We start from the raw sequence: 19,391 nt of genomic DNA, 5'->3' as shown, positions 1-19,391 counted from the left end.
AAAGCCACAAATACCAACGGCCTCCCATCGGTGGTCGGGGATCCTTATTACCTAAATTTGGAGTCAGTCACATGCACCTGCCTCAAACGCTAGGGTACATGAGTTACGGGCGAGTCTGGAGTGAATGAATACTCTCATTCAGCGCCCGGTCAATGACTTTATCGACGGGGAGTTTTTATCCCTGTCTTTACCCTTTAATGGCGAGTTCAGTCGGGAGCCGGAGGGGCTACGCCGCCCGCAAGATATCAGCATCACCGAAGATGAACTCTTTGTTCAGAACCCTACCGACCACCAATGGCGCAGCCAGTATTTAGGCGGGATGCCCCAATTTCTGGCCCGCTATTTTGGTGATCGATATTCCAACTTGTACCAATCAAAAGGCCGTCGCCATGCCAATACATTCTTACGCACTACGGTGGGCGAGAATGTATTGCCACGTCTACAGATGGTTAACCGCCAGTACCAGCCGGTCATCAACGCGCCCGGTTTCTTACCGTGGCCCTTTGCTGATGATCTCGAACGCCTGCCATCGTTTGGCCGGGATGAGTTACGCAACCTGTCCCACCGGGTGGCTGATTTTATGTCTGAAAGTTTTACCGACTATATCGAACGCAATTTCACCGGGCAGAGCAGTGACCCAACAGAACTCTGGCAGCGCACCCAACGGGCCTATATCTGCCTTGTAAAACTGAGCAAACAAGTGGGAACTGAACCGCCGTACTGGCGGGAATTCAATTCCAGCCGCAAGACAATCAACCCGCGAAAAATTGAATCCGGCCTGCTGCGCATGATGGCACCAGATTGGTGGCGTGTACGTTTAAAACGCCTGCGTGATCTGCGCCGTGAACATATGGCCATTGCGGTGGGGCAAGTACAGAAATCAGCGTCAGCCTATGTCAGCCGGTCAACCATGGCCGAATGGGTAGAGCAAAAACGGCGTAACCGGGAGTTTTTCAAATCGTTTGAGCTGGAAAATCAGGACGGTGAACGGGTTTCGTTAGAAGAGATGGTGAATGGCAGTAACGCCAATCCCGCAATACGGAGATGTGAACTGATGGTCAGAATGCGAGGTTTTGAAGATTTAGCCAATGAAATGGGCTGTGTGGGCGAGTTTTACACTATCACCGCGCCGTCTAAATATCATGCGGTCTATCACGGTGGCGGCTTTGTCACCAACTGGAATGGGGCCAGCCCACGTCAGACACAAAAATACTTATGCAGCGTATGGGCCAAATCTCGCGCCGCTATTGCCCGCGCCGGGATTAATGTCTTTGGTTTCCGGGTGGTAGAGCCGCATCACGATGGCACCCCACACTGGCATGTGTTGCTGTTTATACTGCCGCAAGACGTTGATCAGGTGCGTGACATTCTCTGCTATTACGCCCGGCTGGAAGATTCAGAAACATTACAAAGCCCCGAAGCACTGAAAGCCCGTTTCCATGCTGAACCTATTGATCCGGCCAAAGGCAGTGCAACCGGCTATATCGCGAAATATATCTCAAAGAATATCGACGGTTACGCGCTGGGCGAGGAAGAAGATGGCGAAACCGGCGGCAGTGCGCGCGAGATGGCCAAAGCAGTCACCGCATGGGCCAGCCGTTGGCGTATTCGGCAGTTTCAGCAAATCGGTGGTGCGCCGGTCACGGTCTGGCGCGAGTTACGCCGCTTGCCGGGAGACGGGCAAATACTGCCGGATCAGGATATGGATAACGTGCGTTTTGCCGCTGATGTGGGCAACTGGTATGCCTACACCGAGTTTCAGGGCGGGCCGATGGTGAGCCGGAATTGTCTGACTGTGCGCCTGTCCTATGAGATCACCGAAATGGGCAACATCTACGCCGAAGACGTTAAACGGGTTTTGGGTATCTACTCGCCGTTACTGGGGGAGGAGTCCGCCGTCTGCACCCGTCTGGTTAAGTGGCAGATTGTGCCGAAGTTGGCCGAAAGCGCAGCGCAGGCCGGGGTTTTAGGTTTTTCTGGCGGCAACGCCGCCGCTAGGAGTTCTGTCAATAACTGTACGCCGGAGTCCCGGCAACGATTAACAGAAGAGTTACGCCTGAGAGGTTTTTGGGGTAATGAGGAGGAAATAGCGATACTGGAACGGGGCAGCAGCCTGCAATTTTATGCTGATCGTTCAGTCAGGCTTAAAAATGGTCGGTTAGAGGAAGTTGCGCCACTACCGGAGCACCAACGTTGGCCGGGATGGAGTTAGTGGAACCTTTAATTTCCTTAGATTGTAAGGTTATCAGTACCCTAATCTTTTAATATTATTGTACTGTATGCAAACACAGTGAAAACAGAGTAAATAGAGGGGTAGGGTCGTGACAGATCTATTTTTTGAATCTTTGGCTTTGGATCGTATTGATTTGGTTGCAAGGTTGGTCACGAGTAGTAATTGCCAAGAAGAGGACAGGGAATTAGCGCTATTTTGGATTGCAGAAATGACAGCGGCATTAATTGACGAATTAAATAAAATTGAAAAAAACAGTTATCAAAACCACCTTACCGATAGCTAAAGTTATTATCAAAAAACAACTTATAAATATTTTGAATAAAATAATTTATACAAATAATACTTCACAGACTGTATATCACTTTATTTTCTTAAATCTTATTAACTCATGACTGCCTCCGTGTGGATAGCCTCCTGCGGAAGCAGTATAAAAGTAACCTTATTGATTGCATGTAATAAAAATCTGAAAATAAAGCTTAATATTCAATATGATAAAGGAATAGTGTTAATATCGCCCGATGAAAACCACACCTACACCCCATGATGCTATTTTTAAACAATTTCTTACCCATCAACAAACTGCCCGTGACTTTTTGGAGATCCACTTACCGCCTGAATACCGAAAAATATGTGACTTAAATACCCTACAACTGGAGTCCGGTAGTTTTATCGAACATAACCTGCGGGCCTATTACTCTGACGTACTCTACTCGCTGAAAACGCAGACGCAGGACGGGTATATTTACGCCCTAATCGAACATCAAAGTTCACCTGATAAGCATATGGCTTTTCGGTTAATGCGTTATGCCATCGCCGCCATGCAGCGCCATCTCGATGCGGGTAACGACAAACTGCCACTGGTGATACCTATCCTGTTCTATCATGGGCAGGTCACACCCTACCCGTATCCCATGAGCTGGCTACAAGCGTTCAACCAGCCAGTGCTGGCCGGGCAACTCTATGGCGGCAGCTTCCCGCTGGTCGATATCACGGTGATCCCAGATGATGAGATCATGAGCCACCGGGGCATTGCCATGCTAGAACTGTTGCAGAAGCACATTCGTCAACGTGACATATCCGAGCTGATGGAACCACTGGTCACACTGCTATCAAGAGGTTACAATACGGAAGATCAGCTAGTATCATTGATGAATTACATGCTACAGAATGGTGAAGCTATCACGCCGGAAACGTTTATCTGGGAACTGGCCCACCGTCTACCACAGCACGAAGAGGTACTCATGACGATTGCACAGAAACTGGAACAAAAAGGCCGCATAGAAGGCCGCATGGAAGGGGCGCAAGAAACAGCCCTGAAAATTGCTAGCGCTATGCTGGCTAATGGCGTTGATCGTACTCTCGTAATGAAAACGACCGGTCTGAGTGAAAAAGAGCTGACTCAACTCTGCCACTAATTCAAAGGCTGAGTCCCTAATGTTAGCAGGCGATGTTGCCTTAAACGTCACCTGCTTACTTATTTACTGCAGCTGATTCTTTTCTTGATCTATCATTCATCGTTATTCCCTGTACTGCCTCAATAACTCGCTATTTTTACAGCAAAAAAAATGTTTGTCCTAAAATGATACTGGTCAATTGCACAGTGGATCGCGGTTGGGCTATAGTCACGCCGCAGCGGAAAAATCTGCTGCCGGGTTTGGAACCCCGTATTTCAACAGGGCGCATAACTGCGTAAGCGGTTATTATGTGCGGAGCACGGCTACATCTGTAATCAATGGTGAGCTGGGCAGGGGCATCGCAAGATGCGCCGGATTCTCTGTTGACCGGTAGTTCCAACCTTGCTCAGTTCACCACCCATTAAGAGATTGGAACCTCGGGCGGTGAGTTTAACCACCTTCAACTGAGAGGTTGTCATCATGGATTCGACGACTAAGCCCCCTTGCAATACCATTACTTACCCACCTGTATCGCTCCCTATCACCCTCCTGTTGGAGGTGCGCCATGTACGATGATTCGCCCCGCGAATTAGAAGAACTAATCGACCACTGCCGCGCCCTGATTTACGCCATCGTCACCCTTGATCGAGCAGATACAAAAGAAGTTCTCTCGCTTATTTTATGGCAACAGATTGACGTGTTACGCAGAACTTATGAGCGAGATACTCATGAGCCACAAGAAATGGCTTAACTTGCGCTAGTGACCATCTTTATTACCGGATAGGTTCACCCCTAAAATAACAAAACCCACCTTATGGTGGGTTTCGCCAGAATTTCTTCTGGTATTCAGAACGCCTTTACCGGGCTTGGCCACGACCGAAACAATAACAACTCGGTAGCTGGATGTCTGGAAAATCAGTCTGCTGCATCCAAACTCATCCTATCCTCGATTGGGGGCAGCATCAAATCCAATGGCGGCAGATGCACTACCTTGCAACAAGCTGAGCATCATTTGTCGCTGCTGTGGGTTCATAGAATCGACAACGGTTTTGATCAGCTTATCCCCGGTCTTGGCGCTGGGGCTAATGGTGTGGGAAAAGGTCACATTCATCACGAAAGTATGACCACACTCCACATCATTGCAGGCGCAATATAAATCTGAAATTTGCCGGTGTTTACGGTTGGTTTTTCGGATAATCGCTGCGCCACCGCATTCGGGGCATAAAACTTTCATCACTCGCATGTTTCTGGCTCCCCAAGTGGCTAACCTATAGAATTTTAACGTGTTTACTCTCATGGTGCACCTGAGTTTGCTATTTGTGCATCAAAATTTAGCTGTAGATGTGCCGGGATCTCTGGATCGGCACTGATGGCTGCACTAAAGCGCCGTTGTACTGGTGAAATTTCATCTTTTCGGTAGGTGTTCCGCGCTTTTTCCGGATCACCTAAACCCGCCGCATTTTCCGGTATCTGCCCGGCTAACCCAGCCGGGAAGCGGTGAGCATTGAGAATGTCCTGCGCACTGATATTTTTCACATTGGCAAACTCATCTTTGGCGCTGATATCCCCCATCTGAATGAATTTCACCGCCTCCGGGTCACCGTTCGGGATGTTGACCAAGATGGTGCTGAAATTACCAATCCCTTTGCTGTCAGCTAGCTGGCGTTCAATTTCTTCCTCCACTTCATCGGTCATTGACGGGTCACTGGTATATAAAATACCGCCAGTGTGCGCCCCATTGTGGTAATAGCGGCGACGGAAAATCACCGCTTCACTGTTGAGCAATGCGGAGTGGATACCGCCGATATAATCCGGCAGGCCATAAACCTGTTGTTGCGGGTCGTATTGTTTGAGAAAAATGACCTCATTTTCCGGGTAAACAAGAGGTTCACCCTCCTGCAATACCACGTATTCACCGCTTTTGCGGATACGGGTATACAGCGCCGGTAAGGGGGCCAGACCAATGACGTTACCCCAGCCATTACGGATTTTCAGAATGCCCACATCACCAAAGGTAAAATAATCAAAAATAGCGGCTTCAATCTCTTCATGGGTCAGGCCACCGCTTTGGTAATCCGATGCCACCATATTTTTACGGGCATAAATCACGCCGCCATGTTGGCCATTAAGATTTATCAATTGTGCCAGCGCCAGCCGGTCAATCGGCAGGGTGTAATGGTCATACTCATTGTCATACCAGATATCGCGGTAATCGGTGCCCGGAGCTATCAGCCGGGTTACATCTGCCAAAAATGGCCCGTGTTGAGGGGCCAAGCGAAGCAGTGACCAGCGGTGATATGGCCGACCCGTTCCGGCCCCGCTATGCCGTTAATCTGCAATTGCTGGATGATGATGGCAAGGCGGCGCCAGACGCTATCACAGGGCAATAATCTGCCCACGGTGCTGCCGGGTGAACAGCTACAGCAACAGCGTGATGGCGTATCGCAGCGGGTGACGGTGGCGGGGGATTGGGAGCGCAAAACCGATCAGGTGATTCGTGAGGAATCCATGAGCCGGGTGATTACCGCCGATGATGAAACCCGCACACTGGTGGCCCGTGAAACCACCGTTCAGGCCACCGATAAAACCACGGTGCTGGGGACGGCCACCTTACTGGCCGGTGCTATCCAGCAGATTAGCGAGGGAGATTACAGTCTGGCCACCCAAGCCAGTTACATGGCCAAAGTGGGCAAAACCTTCACCACCGATGTGGGGCAGGATTTGATAGAGAAGATTGGCAATATCCGCAGCAGTATCGCCGCTGCCCGGCAGGATGTGATAGCGCCGGTGGTGTGGATTGGTAGCCAGCAGATTAACGTGATGGCCCTCATGATCGATACGCTGGATGTGGTGAAAGAGCTGGCAGCACTGACCGCCGCACATACTCATACCAATACTGATGGCCCACTGAACGCAGGGAGCATCACCGCCACTGGGGCCAAATCAGACGGATTACGTGATAAATATTCCCCTGTGATCGGCTAATCGATCTCGCCCAATCAGCCCGCCGCGCGCGGGCTTTTTTACGCCCATCTAAAACCATCGCCAGCGGCCCCACATGCCACGCAGTAAACCCATCATCACACCGCAATACCCGAAATGGATCACGCCAGCCACGACCCGCACACGTAGCGGAATATGCCACGAAAGAAACGTAATCATGACGGAAACGGCACTACACCGCACCCGCCTGCACACTTTGCGTTATAAAGTTTTTTCAGTTTTAAATTTCTACAAAACACCCCGCCAGCCCGCGCCGTGGCTGGGGCTTTGCGGCGTTATGCCAACTGAAAAGATTGAAAAGAATTTCAGTGTTTTTCAGTTTTTGGATCTCGGAGTGGACCGCGGGAAAGTATTAGTACATTGAATTTAAAGAATATTGTGTGAATTACGTGGGGTTGGTGGATCTTTTTGTGTGAGCTGTCAGATGGGGGGGGAAAAGCTGGCAGACTACAGCTGGCGCGGGTGGGGCCATTTTTGATCTGCGTGGTCAATGTTGTAACGGTTTGTATAACCTGTCTTTATTGTGGTGTGGGGATTGACGTCACATACTTTCCAAAAGCCTGAATATCACCCTTTCTATCAAATTTATACCAGATGTGTTTTCCAAGGAGAAAGTAAGGTGCGTTTATGAGGCTCCCTTTGGGATGATGGACTGATAAGGCATTCATTGTTCGTCATTACAGGATGTGAATGTCGAATGATAGTTCAACAGGGATATATTATGGATTCATTAAAATTTATTCAGGCTATGGCTGAGGGGATCAAGTCTATTCCTATGGACTTATATCTGGGGGTTGAGCGAACCTTTCAGGATTTGAATCTCTCGGATGGAGGGCGATATTATCAACAACGTAATATGTTTGATGATAAGCGTTTCCTGAGCGCTTTTGGCAATCTTATTCGTGATAGATCCATCATCGCCAAAATGGCAGATATCATTATTAATGATACGCTCAGTCACTTACCGGATGAAGCCATTCACCAATTGCATGAAAAGCTGATCTATGGGGCAACTGGGAAAGCAACACGTATGACGGCCCAAATGTTGATATCGGGCTATATCAGTGGAAAAGTCGTTAGCGGCCTGGCGGCTAGCTCCTTGGTAAAACTGGGTTTCAGATTTGGTACTACTGGTATGGTGTCTGGTGTAATGCTCCAAGGGATTGCAGCGCGGGCTAGCGAAGCATCACGAAAATTGGCTGGAGAAAGTCCATTGCTTTACAGCAAGCTAAGGCCTAACGATTACGATATGTTATTCTTTCTTTTTGAAAAGCCATTTGAGCGCTTCCTTCAACTTAGCAAAATGGTTCAAAGTAACCCTTTAATCTTGGGGCGTTTTGCTAATGAAATCAAAAGTTATTAATGGGCTATTACGTTTTATTTTCGATATGCTTGGCGTTATCGTTGCGTCCTTAATGGCTATAGGATTGATGACTGCTTACGCTTTCTATGAAGGGATTGCTGCTTGGCTAGTCGCTATTGGTGTCGTTATTGCTAGCGCTATCATTTATTGGGCCGTGCAAAAATGCAGTGATAAACTCACGGTAACGAAACAGAAATAATGGCTACGTTATCGCATCTGAGTGATGCTAATTCATTTCTAAACGAGTAACTGGCTGATAAGTTTTAAATTCTGCCGCCACTCCATCGCCAATAGCCATGTAAAGTGGTTGTAAGATATTGATAGATAAGGGCTTGAATTCCAGGCAAGAAAAAACCCGACTAGTCTTGAACCTAAGAAGGCGGGACTATCGGGCTCCTCAATATGGGGACATCAAAGAAAAGCAGTGGCACTAATTCAGACCCCAGTCCAGTAAGAAAGTTCTGGGTAAATGAAAAAAGAATAAAATAATGTTTAGCTTTCCCTTAAATGCCCCTTTTGGTGGGTTAACCTAATATTCCAGGCCAGACAATGACTATCAAAGAGCCTGCCAACGTCAATAGCACGTTGGCAATGGCATAGGTCCCCGCATAGCCTAGCGCAGGGATGTTACTGCGTGCCGTGTCGCTGATGATATCCATGGCAGGTGCGCAGGTTCGTGCTCCCATAATGGCCCCGAAAAGCAGGGCGCGGTTCATGCGTAATACATAAGCGCCAAAGAGGAAGCAGATAACAACAGGGACCAGGCTGACAATCAAACCGGAAATCAACATCTGACCGCCGACAGCACCCAGGCTGCTATTGATACCACCACCGGCGCTTAATCCGACGCCAGCCATAAAGACCATCAATCCAAACTCTTTCACCATATTCAGCGCACCTTGCGGGATATAGCCAAAAGTAGGGTGGTTGGCACGAAGAAATCCGAGCATGATCCCGGCCATTAATAGGCCCGCGGCATTACCAATCCCGAAACTGAAGTTACTGAACTGGAAGGTAATCAGGCCGATCATCAGCCCCAGAATGAAGAATGCGCAGAAAGCCAGCAGGTCAGTGACCTGACTGTGAATGGAGATAAAGCCTATTTTTTCTGCCACGCTTTTGACGCGCCGTGCATCGCCGCTGACTTGCAGCACATCACCTTTATTCAATACCACATTGTCATCAATCGGCATTTCGATTTGGCTGCGGATCACACGGTTAAGGAAACAGCCGTGGTCGGTCAATTTTAAGTGGCTGAGCCGCTTACCGACAGCATTGCTGTTTTTGACCACAATCTCTTCGGTAACAATGCGCATGTCCAGCAGGTCGCGGTCAAACACCTCTTTGCCGTTACGAAAGCTCGGATCAAGGCGGGAGTGGGCATCTGGGTAGCCCACCAGTGAGATCTCATCGCCCACTTGCAACACCGCATCACCGTCTGGATTGGCCAAAATACCATTGCGGCGAATGCGCTCGATATAGCAACCGGTTTGCCGGTAAATCCCTAATTCACGTAGATTTTTACCATCTGCCCATGCCACCAATTCTGGCCCAACTCGATAAGCGCGAATGACCGGCAAATAGACTTTCCGCTGGCTATCCGTATCCAGGCCTCGCTCACGGGCAATTTGTTGGGCGCTGGTGGGCAAATCTTGATGCTGGAGTTTTGGCAGATAGCGCGCCCCCAAAATCAGGCTAACCAGCCCGATAAGATAGGTTAGGGCGTAACCGAGGCTCAGGTTATCTTGGGCGTGTTGCAGTGCCGGATTATTTGCAATGGTATTGCGTAACGTATCGCCTGCGCCCACCAACACGGGGGTGGAAGTCATTGATCCGGCAAGCATCCCGGCGGTTAGGCCAATATCCCAGCCAAATAATTTACCTAGCCCCAGCGCCAGAATCATTGCGCTGCCGACCATGACCAAGGCGAGCATCAGGTAGTTTTTGCCATCGCGGAAGAAAATAGAGAAGAAGTTTGGGCCAGCTTCAACACCGACGCAAAAAATAAATAGCATGAAGCCCAGATTCAGTGCTTCTGTGTTGATGGTAAAGTGCTGTTGCCCCAGCAATAGTGATACCACTAACACACCAATAGCATTACCTAATTGGATTGGCCCCAGTCGTAGTTTACCCAGGCATAATCCTAGCGCTAAAACCACGAATAACAGCAAGATGTAGTTGCCGTTTAACAAATTTGCGACGTTTATATTCACAGATATGACTTTCTATTAGCCCAGATGACTCACGATGCACACGCGCTTGGTGTAGCGGTAGAGCGACACAATTCATTAAATTCTAAAAAGTTATCGCCAAACAGGAGATAAGCGATAGCGGGGCTTATTCTAATCGGTCTGCTGTAAGACAGCCAGTAGTAAGCGGGAAGTTTGATATGACCAGAGGGAAATGCTTAATTATTTATTAAAGATGGGGTTATGTGCTATTAACTGGGGTGGATGTGGCTTTTGGGCACTATTTTTACTGGCGACTCTACCTTAATCCAAATAATAAAGGGTGTTAGACACCCTTTATTCGATAAGCCAATCTAGATTGAATGAGCGCTTAGTCGGCTCTTTGCCAGTTAATTACTGGAACAGGCTAAGATTTTCTTTGGCGTATGCTTCAAAATCAGTACAACCACCAATGTGCTTCTCATCAATGAAAATCTGTGGCACGGTCTCTACCGGTTTGCCGACAGTTTTTTCCAGATCAGCTTTGGTGATACCTTCCGCATGAATATCGATGTAACGGAATTTAAAATCGTCACGTTCAGTTTCCAGTTTTTCTGCCAGTTCTTTAGCACGGACACAGTAAGGACATCCAGGACGCCCGAAAATTACAGCAAACATGTAAAACTCCTTGATTAATTTGAGGTAATCACTTCGCCAATAATGACTGATGTATTCGACTGTTAAATGACTACTAGCGCATTACTTACTCTCACTGGGGTCTACTATGCCCGCTGGCGTGGCGAAAAAAAAGCAGGAATTGCCTGTTGATATGATAAATCTTACCTATTTGCTACTTGGTACTGTTACAAATTGTATGGATTCAATACACTGGGCAAATGCTGATATATTCCCAAGCAAATTTGAGTGGTAGCTAACATTGCTGCGGCTCAAGGTATGAAGGATACAGAGCTTATCGGAGGTAAAGATGCGCTCGTTAGGAGATATGCCCCGCATTGTAATTATTTCAGAAGTGTTGGGGATGCTGTTACTGGTGGTTGCCTATCTCAGTATCAATGACTTTTTGTCATTACCGGGTACGATGGGCACACCGGCTGTTGCGATTATTATGATTTTTGTCGGGATCGGCCTGATGATCCCTGCGGCAGTATGTATTGTTTGGCGCGTTGCAAGTGGATTTGGTCCACTATTAGGGAGTGCTGATAGAATATCCAGGCCACAAAGCAAGAAAGAGCGAGATAAAGCAGAATCCGAAAAAGAGAATAAATCTGAGTAGGATAAGTACTGAGTCTTAATATGGGCATTAAATTAGTCGGGATTGATCATGGCGCTGTCGGTCAATATTACGTAAGCTATGCCACTTTTCGTATTATGAGAATCGTGAGGTAGATGGTTATGGATTCACTCATCGTCCCGGATTTAACCTTATTACGGCGTTGGCTGGATCAACTCGGTATCTCATTTTTTGAATGCGATTCCTGCCAGGCGCTGCATTTGCCGCATATGCAAAATTTTGAGGGCGTGTTTGATGCCAAAATCGATTTGGTTGATAACGTCATCTTGTTCTCGGCGTTGGCCGAGGTCAGACCGACGGCACTGATCCCATTAGTGGCGGATCTTAGCCAAATCAATGCCAGTTCACTGACAGTTAAAGCCTTTATTGATATTCAGGATGATAATCTGCCGAAACTGATTGTCTGCCAATCACTGACCATCGAAGTTGGGGTGACATTGGCTCAATTTGGCTACTTTATGCAGCAGTGTGAAGAGCAGATTTCGATGATTATTCTCGAGGCGCGCGCCAATGATTTACTCTTTATTGGTACTAGCGAAGAGGATGAATCACCGCCAACTGCCACAGCTTACCCGGTTATCCACTAATATCCTTTCATTCAATGTGTCGCTGATTCCGGCGGCACACTGCAATTGCCCCTGCAAACCATAAGATCTTCTGCTTTTTACCCTCTAATGCCAGATATTTATCGCCGTTTATACCGTTAGTGACGAATTACATAGATAAAATATGCATAAAAAATCGATAAAAGGCGTTTTTTACCCTAGAGTCTGGTGCGGATTGCGAACTGCGGTTATGCTGCTGTTGCTGCAAGGGGCATAATACTCCCTCACAAAATCAGTGATTACACTTGTTAGGTTAATAATTACTCAGTGTGCATAGTCATGCATTCGTTGTGGGTGGCAATAGTACCTGGCAGGGCAACGGTATTGTATCCTCGGATACAAATTTAGCGCTCTATTTCACCCCCTATTTGGAGGAGTTAACGGATGTTCACCCAACGTAAAAAGTGGTTATCGGGTGTTGCCGCTGGCCTATTAATGGCCGCGTCCGTCTCAGCATCCGCTGAGGAAAAAACACTGCACGTTTACAACTGGTCCGATTATATCGCGCCGGATACGCTGGCTAATTTCCAAAAAGAGACCGGCATTAAGGTTGTCTATGATGTGTTTGACTCCAACGAGGTGTTGGAAGGTAAGTTGATGGCCGGGAGCACTGGGTTTGATTTAGTGGTGCCGTCAGCCAGTTTCCTTGAGCGCCAATTGTCTGCTGGCGTATTTAAGCCGCTAGATAAAAGTAAACTTCCTAATAACAAAAATCTCGATCCTGAGCTATTGGCGCTAGTCAGTAAGCACGATCCCGATAATAAGTTCGCGATCCCTTATCTGTGGGCGACGACCGGTATCGGCTATAACGTCGAAAAAGTGAAAGCTGCGTTAGGAAAAGATGCACCGGTAAACAGTTGGGATCTGGTGCTAAAGCCTGAAAATCTTGAGAAGCTGAAAAGCTGTGGCGTCTCTTTCCTGGATGCACCAAGTGAGATTTTCGCCACTGTACTGAACTACCTGGGCAAAGATCCAAACAGTATTCAGGCGACTGACTACACTGGCCCGGCAACGGAATTATTATTGAAATTACGGCCGAACATCCGTTATTTCCACTCGTCACAATATATTAATGATCTAGCAAACGGTGACATCTGTGTGGCTGTCGGTTGGGCGGGTGACATCATGCAGGCCTCTAATCGCGCTAAAGAAGCGAAGAATGGTGTGAATGTGGCTTACAGCATTCCAAAAGAGGGCGCATTGGCTTTCTTTGATGTGTTTGCCATGCCATCTGATGCTAAAAATCAGGATGAAGCCTATCAGTTCCTTAATTACCTGATGCGTCCTGATGTGATTGCGAATATCAGCAACCACGTGTTCTATGCTAATGCCAACAAAGCCGCAACACCGCTGGTTAATGCTGAAGTCCGCGATAATCCGGGTATCTATCCACCGGCAGATGTGCGGGCTAAAATGTTCACCCTGAAAGTACAAGAGCCGAAAATCGATCGCGTGATCACCCGGGCTTGGACAAAAGTGAAAAGTGGTAAATAACCCGTTGATGGGCAAGTGAAATAGACTATGGTAGGGGCAGGGGGTTATCCCTCTGTTCCTGTTTTTTTATTGCGCCGCAGCTAGTATGCGGCCTGTTCTGCTTTTACGGAGAGCACGCTGAGTGAATGATGTAACTCCCCGCCCACAGCCCAAATCCCAGAAGGTGTTTACGCCCTTGCTGGAGATCCGCAACTTAACTAAATCATTTGATGGTCAGGCCGCTGTAGATGATGTCAATTTGACAATCTATAAAGGTGAGATCTTTGCGCTGTTGGGCGCTTCAGGCTGCGGTAAATCCACGCTGTTGCGGATGTTGGCCGGTTTTGAACAGCCGACTCAGGGGCAAATCGTCCTTGATGGGCAGGATTTGTCTCATGTACCGCCCTATCAGCGCCCGATCAACATGATGTTTCAGTCGTATGCACTGTTCCCGCATATGACGGTTGAGCAGAACATTGCGTTTGGTTTGAAGCAAGACAAGCTGCCCTCGGCTGAAATTAAGAGCCGGGTGGCTGAGATGCTGACGCTGGTACACATGCAAGAGTTCGCCAAACGCAAACCACACCAGTTATCTGGCGGTCAGCGCCAACGTGTTGCACTGGCGCGTAGCTTGGCGAAACGGCCAAAACTGCTGCTGCTGGATGAGCCAATGGGCGCGCTGGATAAAAAGTTGCGTGACCGTATGCAACTGGAAGTGGTGGATATTCTGGAGCGAGTCGGGGCCACCTGTGTGATGGTGACTCACGATCAGGAAGAGGCCATGACCATGGCCGGGCGCATTGCCATTATGAACCGTGGCAAATTTGTGCAAATTGGTGAGCCAGAAGAGATTTATGAGCATCCCAATAGTAGATTTAGTGCTGAATTTATCGGTTCAGTGAATGTGTTTGAAGGCGTATTAAAAGCGCGCTTGGACGATGCTCTGGTCATCGACAGCCCTGGTTTGCGCCATCCTCTAAAAGTGGATTCCGATGCCTCGGTGGTTGACGGCGTGCCAGTATTTGTTGCCCTGCGACCAGAAAAAGTGATGTTGTGCGAACAGATACCGGCAGATGGCTGCAACTTTGCCGTCGGCGAAGTGGTGCACATTGCCTATTTGGGCGATCTCTCCATCTATCATGTCAAACTCCATAGTGGCCAGATGCTGAGTGCACAGCTACAAAATGGTCATCGCTACCGCAAAGGGATGCCCACCTGGGGCGATGAAGTGCAATTGTGCTGGGATGCTGACAGCTGCGTAGTTTTGAGTAGCTAGATTTGAGTAGCTAGTTTTGAGCTGCAAATGGTCTTGGGGAGCTAAATATTGTGATACCAGAATCCACTCATGGCGCGGCAGAGCCACCAACCCGCGCGGTCGGGCCAATTAAGGCGCTGATACAACGTTTCCAGATGGCACATGGCCGTAAACTGGTCATAGCCATGCCCTATCTATGGCTATTCCTGCTGTTTATGCTGCCATTCCTGATTGTGTTCAAAATCAGTTTGGCCGAGATGGCTCGTGCAGTACCGCCCTACACTGATTTGATGACCTGGCTGGACGGCAAGCTGGATATCTCGCTGAATCTGGGTAATTACCTGCAACTGCTTGATGATCCACTCTATATCGATGCCTATTTGCAATCACTGCAAGTGGCCGCCGTATCCACCTTTTGCTGTCTGATGATTGGCTATCCATTGGCTTGGGCTATTGCCCACAGTAAATCATCTACGCGCAATATCCTATTGCTGCTGGTGATCTTGCCCTCCTGGACCTCATTCCTGATTCGGGTTTATGCCTGGATGGGCATCCTAAAGAACAATGGCATTTTGAATAACTTCCTGATCTGGAGTGGGATTATCGATCAACCGCTGATTATTCTGCACACCAATTTGGCGGTATATATAGGCGTGGTCTACTCCTACCTGCCTTTCATGGTACTCCCCATCTATACCGCACTGACGCGGCTGGATTACTCATTGGTAGAAGCGGCGTCAGATCTCGGTGCCAGGCCCTTGAAAACCTTCGTTAGTGTCATCATGCCGCTCACCAAAGGCGGGATTGTGGCGGGTTCCATGCTGGTGTTCATTCCGGCGGTGGGGGAATTTGTTATCCCTGAACTGCTCGGCGGGCCAGATAGCATCATGATTGGGCGTATTTTGTGGCAAGAGTTCTTCAATAACCGCGACTGGCCGGTGGCTTCAGCGGTAGCAACAGTGATGTTGGTATTGCTGATTGTGCCGATACTCTGGTTCCACAAACACCAGAATAGAGAGATAGGAGGCGCGGAATGAACAACCTACCGGAAGTGCGGTCGGTGTGGCGTCGGGTGATCTTGATAATCGGCTATACCTTCCTGTATGCGCCGATGCTGATGCTGGTGATCTACTCGTTTAACAGCTCAAAGCTGGTCACCGTCTGGGCGGGTTGGTCTATCCGCTGGTATATCGAACTGTTTAACGATTCGGCGATGATATCCGCTGTTGGATTGAGTCTGACTATCGCCGCCGCCTCAGCCACTATGGCCGTGGTGCTGGGGACAATTGCCGCAGTGGTGATGGTGCGTTTTGGGCGTTTTCGCGGCTCGACGGGTTTCGCTTTCATGTTGACCGCGCCGCTGGTCATGCCCGATGTGATTACCGGTTTATCCCTGCTGCTACTGTTTGTCGCCATGGGGCACGCCATTGGCTGGCCGGCAGAGCGCGGCATGTTCACCATCTGGCTGGCGCATGTCACCTTCTGTACCGCCTATGTGACAGTGGTGATAAGTTCGCGATTACGTGAACTGGACCGCTCTATCGAAGAGGCGGCGATGGATCTGGGAGCCACGCCACTGAAAGTGTTCTTTGTCATCACGGTGCCCATGATTGCTCCGGCATTAATTTCTGGCTGGCTGCTGGCCTTTACCCTGTCGCTGGACGACTTGGTGATTGCCAGCTTTGTTGCCGGGCCGGGGGCGACCACCTTACCGATGCTGGTATTCTCGAGTGTGAGAATGGGGGTTAATCCTGAAATCAATGCCCTGGCGACCTTGATTCTGCTGGTGGTTGGCATCATTGGTTTAATTGCATGGTGGTTTATGTCCCGAGCAGAAAAACAGCGGTTACGGGAGCTACGCAAAGCTGCCCGCAGCTGATGATTAAAAAAGGGTTGATGGTTAAAAATAGTTGATGGCTAAAAATGGCTGATTGTCCTTAAAACTGTTAATCTTTCACTTACTTTGACGCCGCTTTCTAGCGGCGTTATTGTGAGGGATAACAGCAGGTTGTCGAAACTGAAACGGGGTATAGACAGGGCAATATGAGATTATCATTTTCATCCTCAGCATTTTCGTCTGCTGCCACCACCCCAGTACCGGTTTTGATTGCCGGCACGGCTATCATTGCAACTCATTTTCTTGGCGTGCTGTTATTAGTGGCTGAATTGGGGTGGAGTGGCACGGGGGAGTTTGTTGATGAAAATCTGCAAAGCTGGGACTCCGGCTTAATCTTAGTCGCCAGTATTCTATTGCTGCTGCTGGAAGTTGTCTGTGGCGTTGCGGTATGCCATCGGCAGAACTGGGCGCGTTGGTGTTATCTATTGTGCCAGATAGTCGTGGTTAGCTATCTGCTGCTAGTTTCACTCGATTGGCTGCTACTGGATGTTTTCCGTGTCGAGGGCGAGAGCGGCACTGAAATCCTGCATAGCTTGCTGCTGCAAAAAATACCTGATGTGGTGATTATTGGTCTGCTATTTTTCCCCTGGCATCGCTATTTCAACCACGCAAAATGAGTGTTTAGCGCGACACAGTGTTACAATTCGCCCCCACCAACAGCTTCGGCTGCGAATTATTTAACGTCTCAGATTATCACGGTCAATTATTAATGCATTGCACTCAGTATATGGCGGGTAGCTGCCGTTCCTGCCAGTGGCTGGATAGACCTTATCCGCAACAACTGGCTGACAAACAACATCATTTGCACGATCTGCTGGCAGATCACCCGGTGGCCCAATGGCTAATGCCGGTTTTCGGGCGCGAGAGTGCTTTTCGCAATAAAGCAAAAATGGTGGTCAGTGGCAGTGTCGAGCGCCCGCTATTGGGGATGTTACATCGTGACGGCAGCGCCGTTGACCTATGTGACTGCCCACTCTATCCCGCCAGCTTTGCGCCCATTTTTGCTGTGCTCAAAACTTTTATCGCCCGCGCGGGCCTAACACCCTATAACGTTGCCCGCAAGCGCGGCGAGCTTAAATTCCTGTTACTGACTGAAAGCAGCTACAGTGGCGAACTGATGCTGCGCTTTGTCTTGCGCTCTGAAACCAAGCTGGCGCAATTGCAGGCGGCGCTGCCGTGGTTACAACAACAACTGCCCCAACTGGCGGTTATCTCGGCTAATATTCAGCCGGTGCATATGGCGATTTTGGAGGGGGAGCAAGAGATCCCCCTTACCCAGCAGCAGGCGCTGCCGGAACAGCTTAATCAGGTGCCACTGTTTATCCGCCCACAGAGCTTTTTCCAGACAAATCCGCAGGTTGCAGCTTTGCTCTATGCCACGGCGCGGCAATGGGTACGTGAGTTGAGCATTAGTAGCATGTGGGATCTGTTCTGCGGTGTGGGCGGTTTTGGTTTGCATTGTGCCGGGCCTGAGACTCAGCTTACCGGGATTGAAATTAGCGCCGAAGCCATCGCCTGTGCACGGCAGTCAGCGGATCAGCTAGGGCTAAAAAATGTCAATTTTGCGGCGTTGGACTCCACCCGTTTCGCCACCGCAGAAGCACAGGTGCCCCAATTAGTATTGGTTAACCCGCCACGGCGTGGAATAGGGGCCGAGCTTTGTGATTATCTGACTCAGATGGCACCTAAATTCATTCTCTATTCAAGTTGCAACGCAGAGACAATGGCGAAAGATATTAGCAGGTTAGCCGATTACCATATTGAGCGGGTGCAGTTGTTTGATCTCTTCCCGCATACCGCTCATTACGAAGTGTTGGTATTACTTGTTCACAACTCTAAAAGCTAACTAGCCAAAGTTATTGAGGCCGCAGGGGTGTTGGCTGCGGCATTAAGTCGGCAAGGTATTATTGCGGGAACCACTTATCATTGATGGTTTTATATGTCCCATCAGCTTTCACCGCATCAATAGCTTTATTCAGTTTTTCCAGCAGTGCGGTGTTATCTGGGCGCACGGCAATCCCAAGGCCTGTACCGAAGTATTGTGGATCAGTCACATGCTCACCCACTGATGCTAAATTCGGATTAGTTTTCAGCCACTCATTCACCACCGCAGTATCACCAAACACCCCATCAATACGGCCATTTTTCAGGTCAATAATGGCATTCTGGTAGCTGTCATAGGCCACGGTTTGGATTTCAGGGTGCATATCCTGCAAATATTTCTGATGTGTTGTCCCATTTTCCATCCCAATCTTCTTACCTTTCAGGTCAGCAAAAGTGCTGAACTTGCCTTTTGGGGCGATCACAATGGCTGAGTTGGCATAGTAAGGCTGGGTGAATGCCACTTGTTTGCTACGTTCTGGCGTGATGTCCATGCCGGAGATAACGGCATCATAACGTTTGAATTTAAGCGCAGGGATCAGGCTATCAAAGGCTTGATTGGTGAATGTGCAGTTGGCTTCCATTTGTTTACACAATGCTTTTGCCAGATCCATATCAAAGCCGACGATTTCGTTATTGGCACCAATGGATTCAAATGGCGGGTAGGTGGCGGAGGCGGCAAAACGGATGGTATCCGCTGCGGTGGCGCTGAAAACCATACCACTTAAGATTGTTGCCAATAGTAACTTTTTCATGCTTAAACTCCTGTCAGAATTTTTTAAATGGAATGCGGTGTTAGTTATTGAT

The 19,391-nt window shown here is 48.8% G+C and carries 21 protein-coding genes and 1 pseudogene; 16 read left to right on the top strand and 6 right to left on the bottom strand.

Going from position 1 to position 19,391, the window contains the following annotated elements; translation table 11 throughout:
- Positions 1 to 124: 124 nt before the first annotated feature.
- From HRK25_RS18475 to HRK25_RS18455, 4 genes are all read left to right on the top strand, one after another.
- Positions 125 to 2,212 carry a replication endonuclease gene (locus tag HRK25_RS18475; protein WP_005276286.1) on the top strand — a complete coding sequence of 696 codons (2,088 nt, stop codon included), beginning with the start codon at positions 125 to 127 and terminating at the stop codon, positions 2,210 to 2,212.
- A gap of 109 nt (positions 2,213 to 2,321) precedes the next feature.
- The gene (locus HRK25_RS18470; protein ID WP_005276288.1) at positions 2,322 to 2,516 is read left to right on the top strand and encodes a hypothetical protein; all 195 of its coding nucleotides are present in this window, start codon (positions 2,322 to 2,324) and stop codon (positions 2,514 to 2,516) included.
- 235 nt (positions 2,517 to 2,751) lie between these two features.
- On the top strand, positions 2,752 to 3,648 hold the full coding sequence (locus tag HRK25_RS18465) for an Rpn family recombination-promoting nuclease/putative transposase (protein WP_005276290.1): 897 nt from the start codon (positions 2,752 to 2,754) through the stop codon (positions 3,646 to 3,648).
- A gap of 544 nt (positions 3,649 to 4,192) precedes the next feature.
- The gene (locus HRK25_RS18455) at positions 4,193 to 4,378 is read left to right on the top strand and encodes a hypothetical protein (RefSeq protein ID WP_005276294.1); all 186 of its coding nucleotides are present in this window, start codon (positions 4,193 to 4,195) and stop codon (positions 4,376 to 4,378) included.
- Between the two features lie 189 nt (positions 4,379 to 4,567).
- Here HRK25_RS18455 and HRK25_RS18450 read toward each other — a convergent pair whose 3' ends face one another.
- Positions 4,568 to 4,870: an Ogr/Delta-like zinc finger protein gene (locus tag HRK25_RS18450; RefSeq protein ID WP_005276298.1), complete on the bottom strand. Its 303-nt coding sequence runs from the start codon at positions 4,868 to 4,870 to the stop codon at positions 4,568 to 4,570.
- Positions 4,871 to 4,920: 50 nt separating this feature from the next.
- Positions 4,921 to 5,877, bottom strand: a complete 957-nt coding sequence (locus HRK25_RS18445; RefSeq protein ID WP_005276300.1) for a phage portal protein — start codon at positions 5,875 to 5,877, stop codon at positions 4,921 to 4,923.
- Between HRK25_RS18445 and HRK25_RS18440 the strand changes: the two are divergent.
- Positions 5,838 to 6,612, top strand: a pseudogene (locus HRK25_RS18440) (hypothetical protein); the annotation flags it as partial. The gene HRK25_RS18445 and the pseudogene HRK25_RS18440 overlap by 40 nt on opposite strands.
- Before the next feature lie 48 nt (positions 6,613 to 6,660).
- Here the strand turns inward: HRK25_RS18440 and HRK25_RS20325 are convergent.
- On the bottom strand, positions 6,661 to 6,789 hold the full coding sequence (locus tag HRK25_RS20325; RefSeq protein WP_005276305.1) for a hypothetical protein: 129 nt from the start codon (positions 6,787 to 6,789) through the stop codon (positions 6,661 to 6,663).
- Here HRK25_RS20325 and HRK25_RS18435 point away from each other — a divergent pair.
- From HRK25_RS18435 to HRK25_RS18425, 3 genes are all read left to right on the top strand, one after another.
- Positions 6,788 to 6,994, top strand: a complete 207-nt coding sequence (locus tag HRK25_RS18435) for a hypothetical protein (protein WP_032898266.1) — start codon at positions 6,788 to 6,790, stop codon at positions 6,992 to 6,994. The genes HRK25_RS20325 and HRK25_RS18435 overlap by 2 nt on opposite strands.
- A gap of 357 nt (positions 6,995 to 7,351) precedes the next feature.
- Complete coding sequence (locus tag HRK25_RS18430) at positions 7,352 to 7,993, top strand: hypothetical protein (RefSeq protein WP_032898267.1); 642 nt, start codon at positions 7,352 to 7,354, stop codon at positions 7,991 to 7,993.
- Entirely contained in the window at positions 7,974 to 8,192 is a 219-nt protein-coding gene (locus tag HRK25_RS18425; RefSeq protein WP_032898268.1) for a hypothetical protein, read from the top strand. Before HRK25_RS18430 ends, HRK25_RS18425 begins: the two co-directional genes overlap by 20 nt.
- 325 nt (positions 8,193 to 8,517) lie before the next feature.
- Here the strand turns inward: HRK25_RS18425 and HRK25_RS18420 are convergent, their stop codons facing one another.
- Both HRK25_RS18420 and HRK25_RS18415 read right to left on the bottom strand, forming a co-directional pair.
- Positions 8,518 to 10,206, bottom strand: a complete 1,689-nt coding sequence (locus tag HRK25_RS18420; protein ID WP_032898269.1) for an aspartate:alanine antiporter — start codon at positions 10,204 to 10,206, stop codon at positions 8,518 to 8,520.
- Positions 10,207 to 10,575: 369 nt separating this feature from the next.
- A complete protein-coding gene (locus tag HRK25_RS18415; RefSeq protein WP_004873700.1) occupies positions 10,576 to 10,839 on the bottom strand; it encodes a GrxA family glutaredoxin in 264 nt (87 codons plus the stop codon).
- Between the two features lie 307 nt (positions 10,840 to 11,146).
- Between HRK25_RS18415 and HRK25_RS18410 the strand changes: the two genes are divergently transcribed.
- The 8 genes from HRK25_RS18410 to rlmC all read left to right on the top strand — a co-directional run bounded on the left by HRK25_RS18410 (position 11,147) and on the right by rlmC (position 18,549).
- Positions 11,147 to 11,455: a YbjC family protein gene (locus tag HRK25_RS18410; RefSeq protein ID WP_032898270.1), complete on the top strand. Its 309-nt coding sequence runs from the start codon at positions 11,147 to 11,149 to the stop codon at positions 11,453 to 11,455.
- Positions 11,456 to 11,574: 119 nt separating this feature from the next.
- Positions 11,575 to 12,060, top strand: a complete 486-nt coding sequence (locus HRK25_RS18405) for a type III secretion system chaperone family protein (protein ID WP_032898271.1) — start codon at positions 11,575 to 11,577, stop codon at positions 12,058 to 12,060.
- Positions 12,061 to 12,462: 402 nt separating this feature from the next.
- On the top strand, positions 12,463 to 13,572 hold the full coding sequence (gene potF / locus HRK25_RS18400; protein ID WP_049601471.1) for a spermidine/putrescine ABC transporter substrate-binding protein PotF: 1,110 nt from the start codon (positions 12,463 to 12,465) through the stop codon (positions 13,570 to 13,572).
- Between the two features lie 121 nt (positions 13,573 to 13,693).
- Entirely contained in the window at positions 13,694 to 14,827 is a 1,134-nt protein-coding gene (potG, locus tag HRK25_RS18395; protein WP_032898272.1) for a putrescine ABC transporter ATP-binding subunit PotG, read from the top strand.
- A gap of 50 nt (positions 14,828 to 14,877) precedes the next feature.
- Positions 14,878 to 15,843: a putrescine ABC transporter permease PotH gene (gene potH, locus HRK25_RS18390; RefSeq protein ID WP_005276325.1), complete on the top strand. Its 966-nt coding sequence runs from the start codon at positions 14,878 to 14,880 to the stop codon at positions 15,841 to 15,843.
- A complete protein-coding gene (gene potI / locus HRK25_RS18385; protein WP_032898273.1) occupies positions 15,840 to 16,685 on the top strand; it encodes a putrescine ABC transporter permease PotI in 846 nt (281 codons plus the stop codon). The genes potH and potI overlap by 4 nt, the downstream gene beginning before the upstream one ends.
- 164 nt (positions 16,686 to 16,849) lie before the next feature.
- Positions 16,850 to 17,320, top strand: a complete 471-nt coding sequence (locus HRK25_RS18380) for a YbjO family protein (RefSeq protein ID WP_005276328.1) — start codon at positions 16,850 to 16,852, stop codon at positions 17,318 to 17,320.
- 92 nt (positions 17,321 to 17,412) lie between these two features.
- Entirely contained in the window at positions 17,413 to 18,549 is a 1,137-nt protein-coding gene (gene rlmC / locus HRK25_RS18375; RefSeq protein WP_032898275.1) for a 23S rRNA (uracil(747)-C(5))-methyltransferase RlmC, read from the top strand.
- A 58-nt stretch (positions 18,550 to 18,607) separates the two neighbouring features.
- On the opposite strand, the gene HRK25_RS18370 is transcribed toward rlmC, so the two are convergent.
- A complete protein-coding gene (locus HRK25_RS18370; RefSeq protein WP_005276333.1) occupies positions 18,608 to 19,339 on the bottom strand; it encodes an arginine ABC transporter substrate-binding protein in 732 nt (243 codons plus the stop codon).
- Between the last annotated feature and the right edge of the window lie 52 nt (positions 19,340 to 19,391).

Source organism: Yersinia bercovieri ATCC 43970, from assembly GCF_013282745.1.
Classification (GTDB): Bacteria; Pseudomonadota; Gammaproteobacteria; order Enterobacterales; family Enterobacteriaceae; genus Yersinia; species Yersinia bercovieri.
The sequence above is the reverse complement of the archived record's forward strand: the minus strand, read 5'-3'. Positions and strand labels throughout refer to the sequence as shown.

What these genes read in the sequence shown, in the direction of transcription:
- HRK25_RS18475 (WP_005276286.1), top strand. Translation starts at nt 125, where the DNA reads ATGAATACTCTCATTCAGCGCCCGGTCAATGACTTTATCGACGGGGAG.
- HRK25_RS18465 (WP_005276290.1), top strand. Translation starts at nt 2,752, where the DNA reads ATGAAAACCACACCTACACCCCATGATGCTATTTTTAAACAATTTCTT.
- HRK25_RS18455 (WP_005276294.1), top strand. Translation starts at nt 4,193, where the DNA reads ATGTACGATGATTCGCCCCGCGAATTAGAAGAACTAATCGACCACTGC.
- HRK25_RS18450 (WP_005276298.1), bottom strand. Translation starts at nt 4,870, where the DNA reads ATGCGAGTGATGAAAGTTTTATGCCCCGAATGCGGTGGCGCAGCGATT.
- HRK25_RS18435 (WP_032898266.1), top strand. Translation starts at nt 6,788, where the DNA reads ATGACGGAAACGGCACTACACCGCACCCGCCTGCACACTTTGCGTTAT.
- HRK25_RS20325 (WP_005276305.1), bottom strand. Translation starts at nt 6,789, where the DNA reads ATGATTACGTTTCTTTCGTGGCATATTCCGCTACGTGTGCGGGTCGTG.
- HRK25_RS18430 (WP_032898267.1), top strand. Translation starts at nt 7,352, where the DNA reads ATGGATTCATTAAAATTTATTCAGGCTATGGCTGAGGGGATCAAGTCT.
- HRK25_RS18425 (WP_032898268.1), top strand. Translation starts at nt 7,974, where the DNA reads ATGAAATCAAAAGTTATTAATGGGCTATTACGTTTTATTTTCGATATG.
- HRK25_RS18415 (WP_004873700.1), bottom strand. Translation starts at nt 10,839, where the DNA reads ATGTTTGCTGTAATTTTCGGGCGTCCTGGATGTCCTTACTGTGTCCGT.
- HRK25_RS18410 (WP_032898270.1), top strand. Translation starts at nt 11,147, where the DNA reads ATGCGCTCGTTAGGAGATATGCCCCGCATTGTAATTATTTCAGAAGTG.
- HRK25_RS18405 (WP_032898271.1), top strand. Translation starts at nt 11,575, where the DNA reads ATGGATTCACTCATCGTCCCGGATTTAACCTTATTACGGCGTTGGCTG.
- potF (WP_049601471.1), top strand. Translation starts at nt 12,463, where the DNA reads ATGTTCACCCAACGTAAAAAGTGGTTATCGGGTGTTGCCGCTGGCCTA.
- potI (WP_032898273.1), top strand. Translation starts at nt 15,840, where the DNA reads ATGAACAACCTACCGGAAGTGCGGTCGGTGTGGCGTCGGGTGATCTTG.
- HRK25_RS18380 (WP_005276328.1), top strand. Translation starts at nt 16,850, where the DNA reads ATGAGATTATCATTTTCATCCTCAGCATTTTCGTCTGCTGCCACCACC.
- rlmC (WP_032898275.1), top strand. Translation starts at nt 17,413, where the DNA reads ATGCATTGCACTCAGTATATGGCGGGTAGCTGCCGTTCCTGCCAGTGG.
- HRK25_RS18370 (WP_005276333.1), bottom strand. Translation starts at nt 19,339, where the DNA reads ATGAAAAAGTTACTATTGGCAACAATCTTAAGTGGTATGGTTTTCAGC.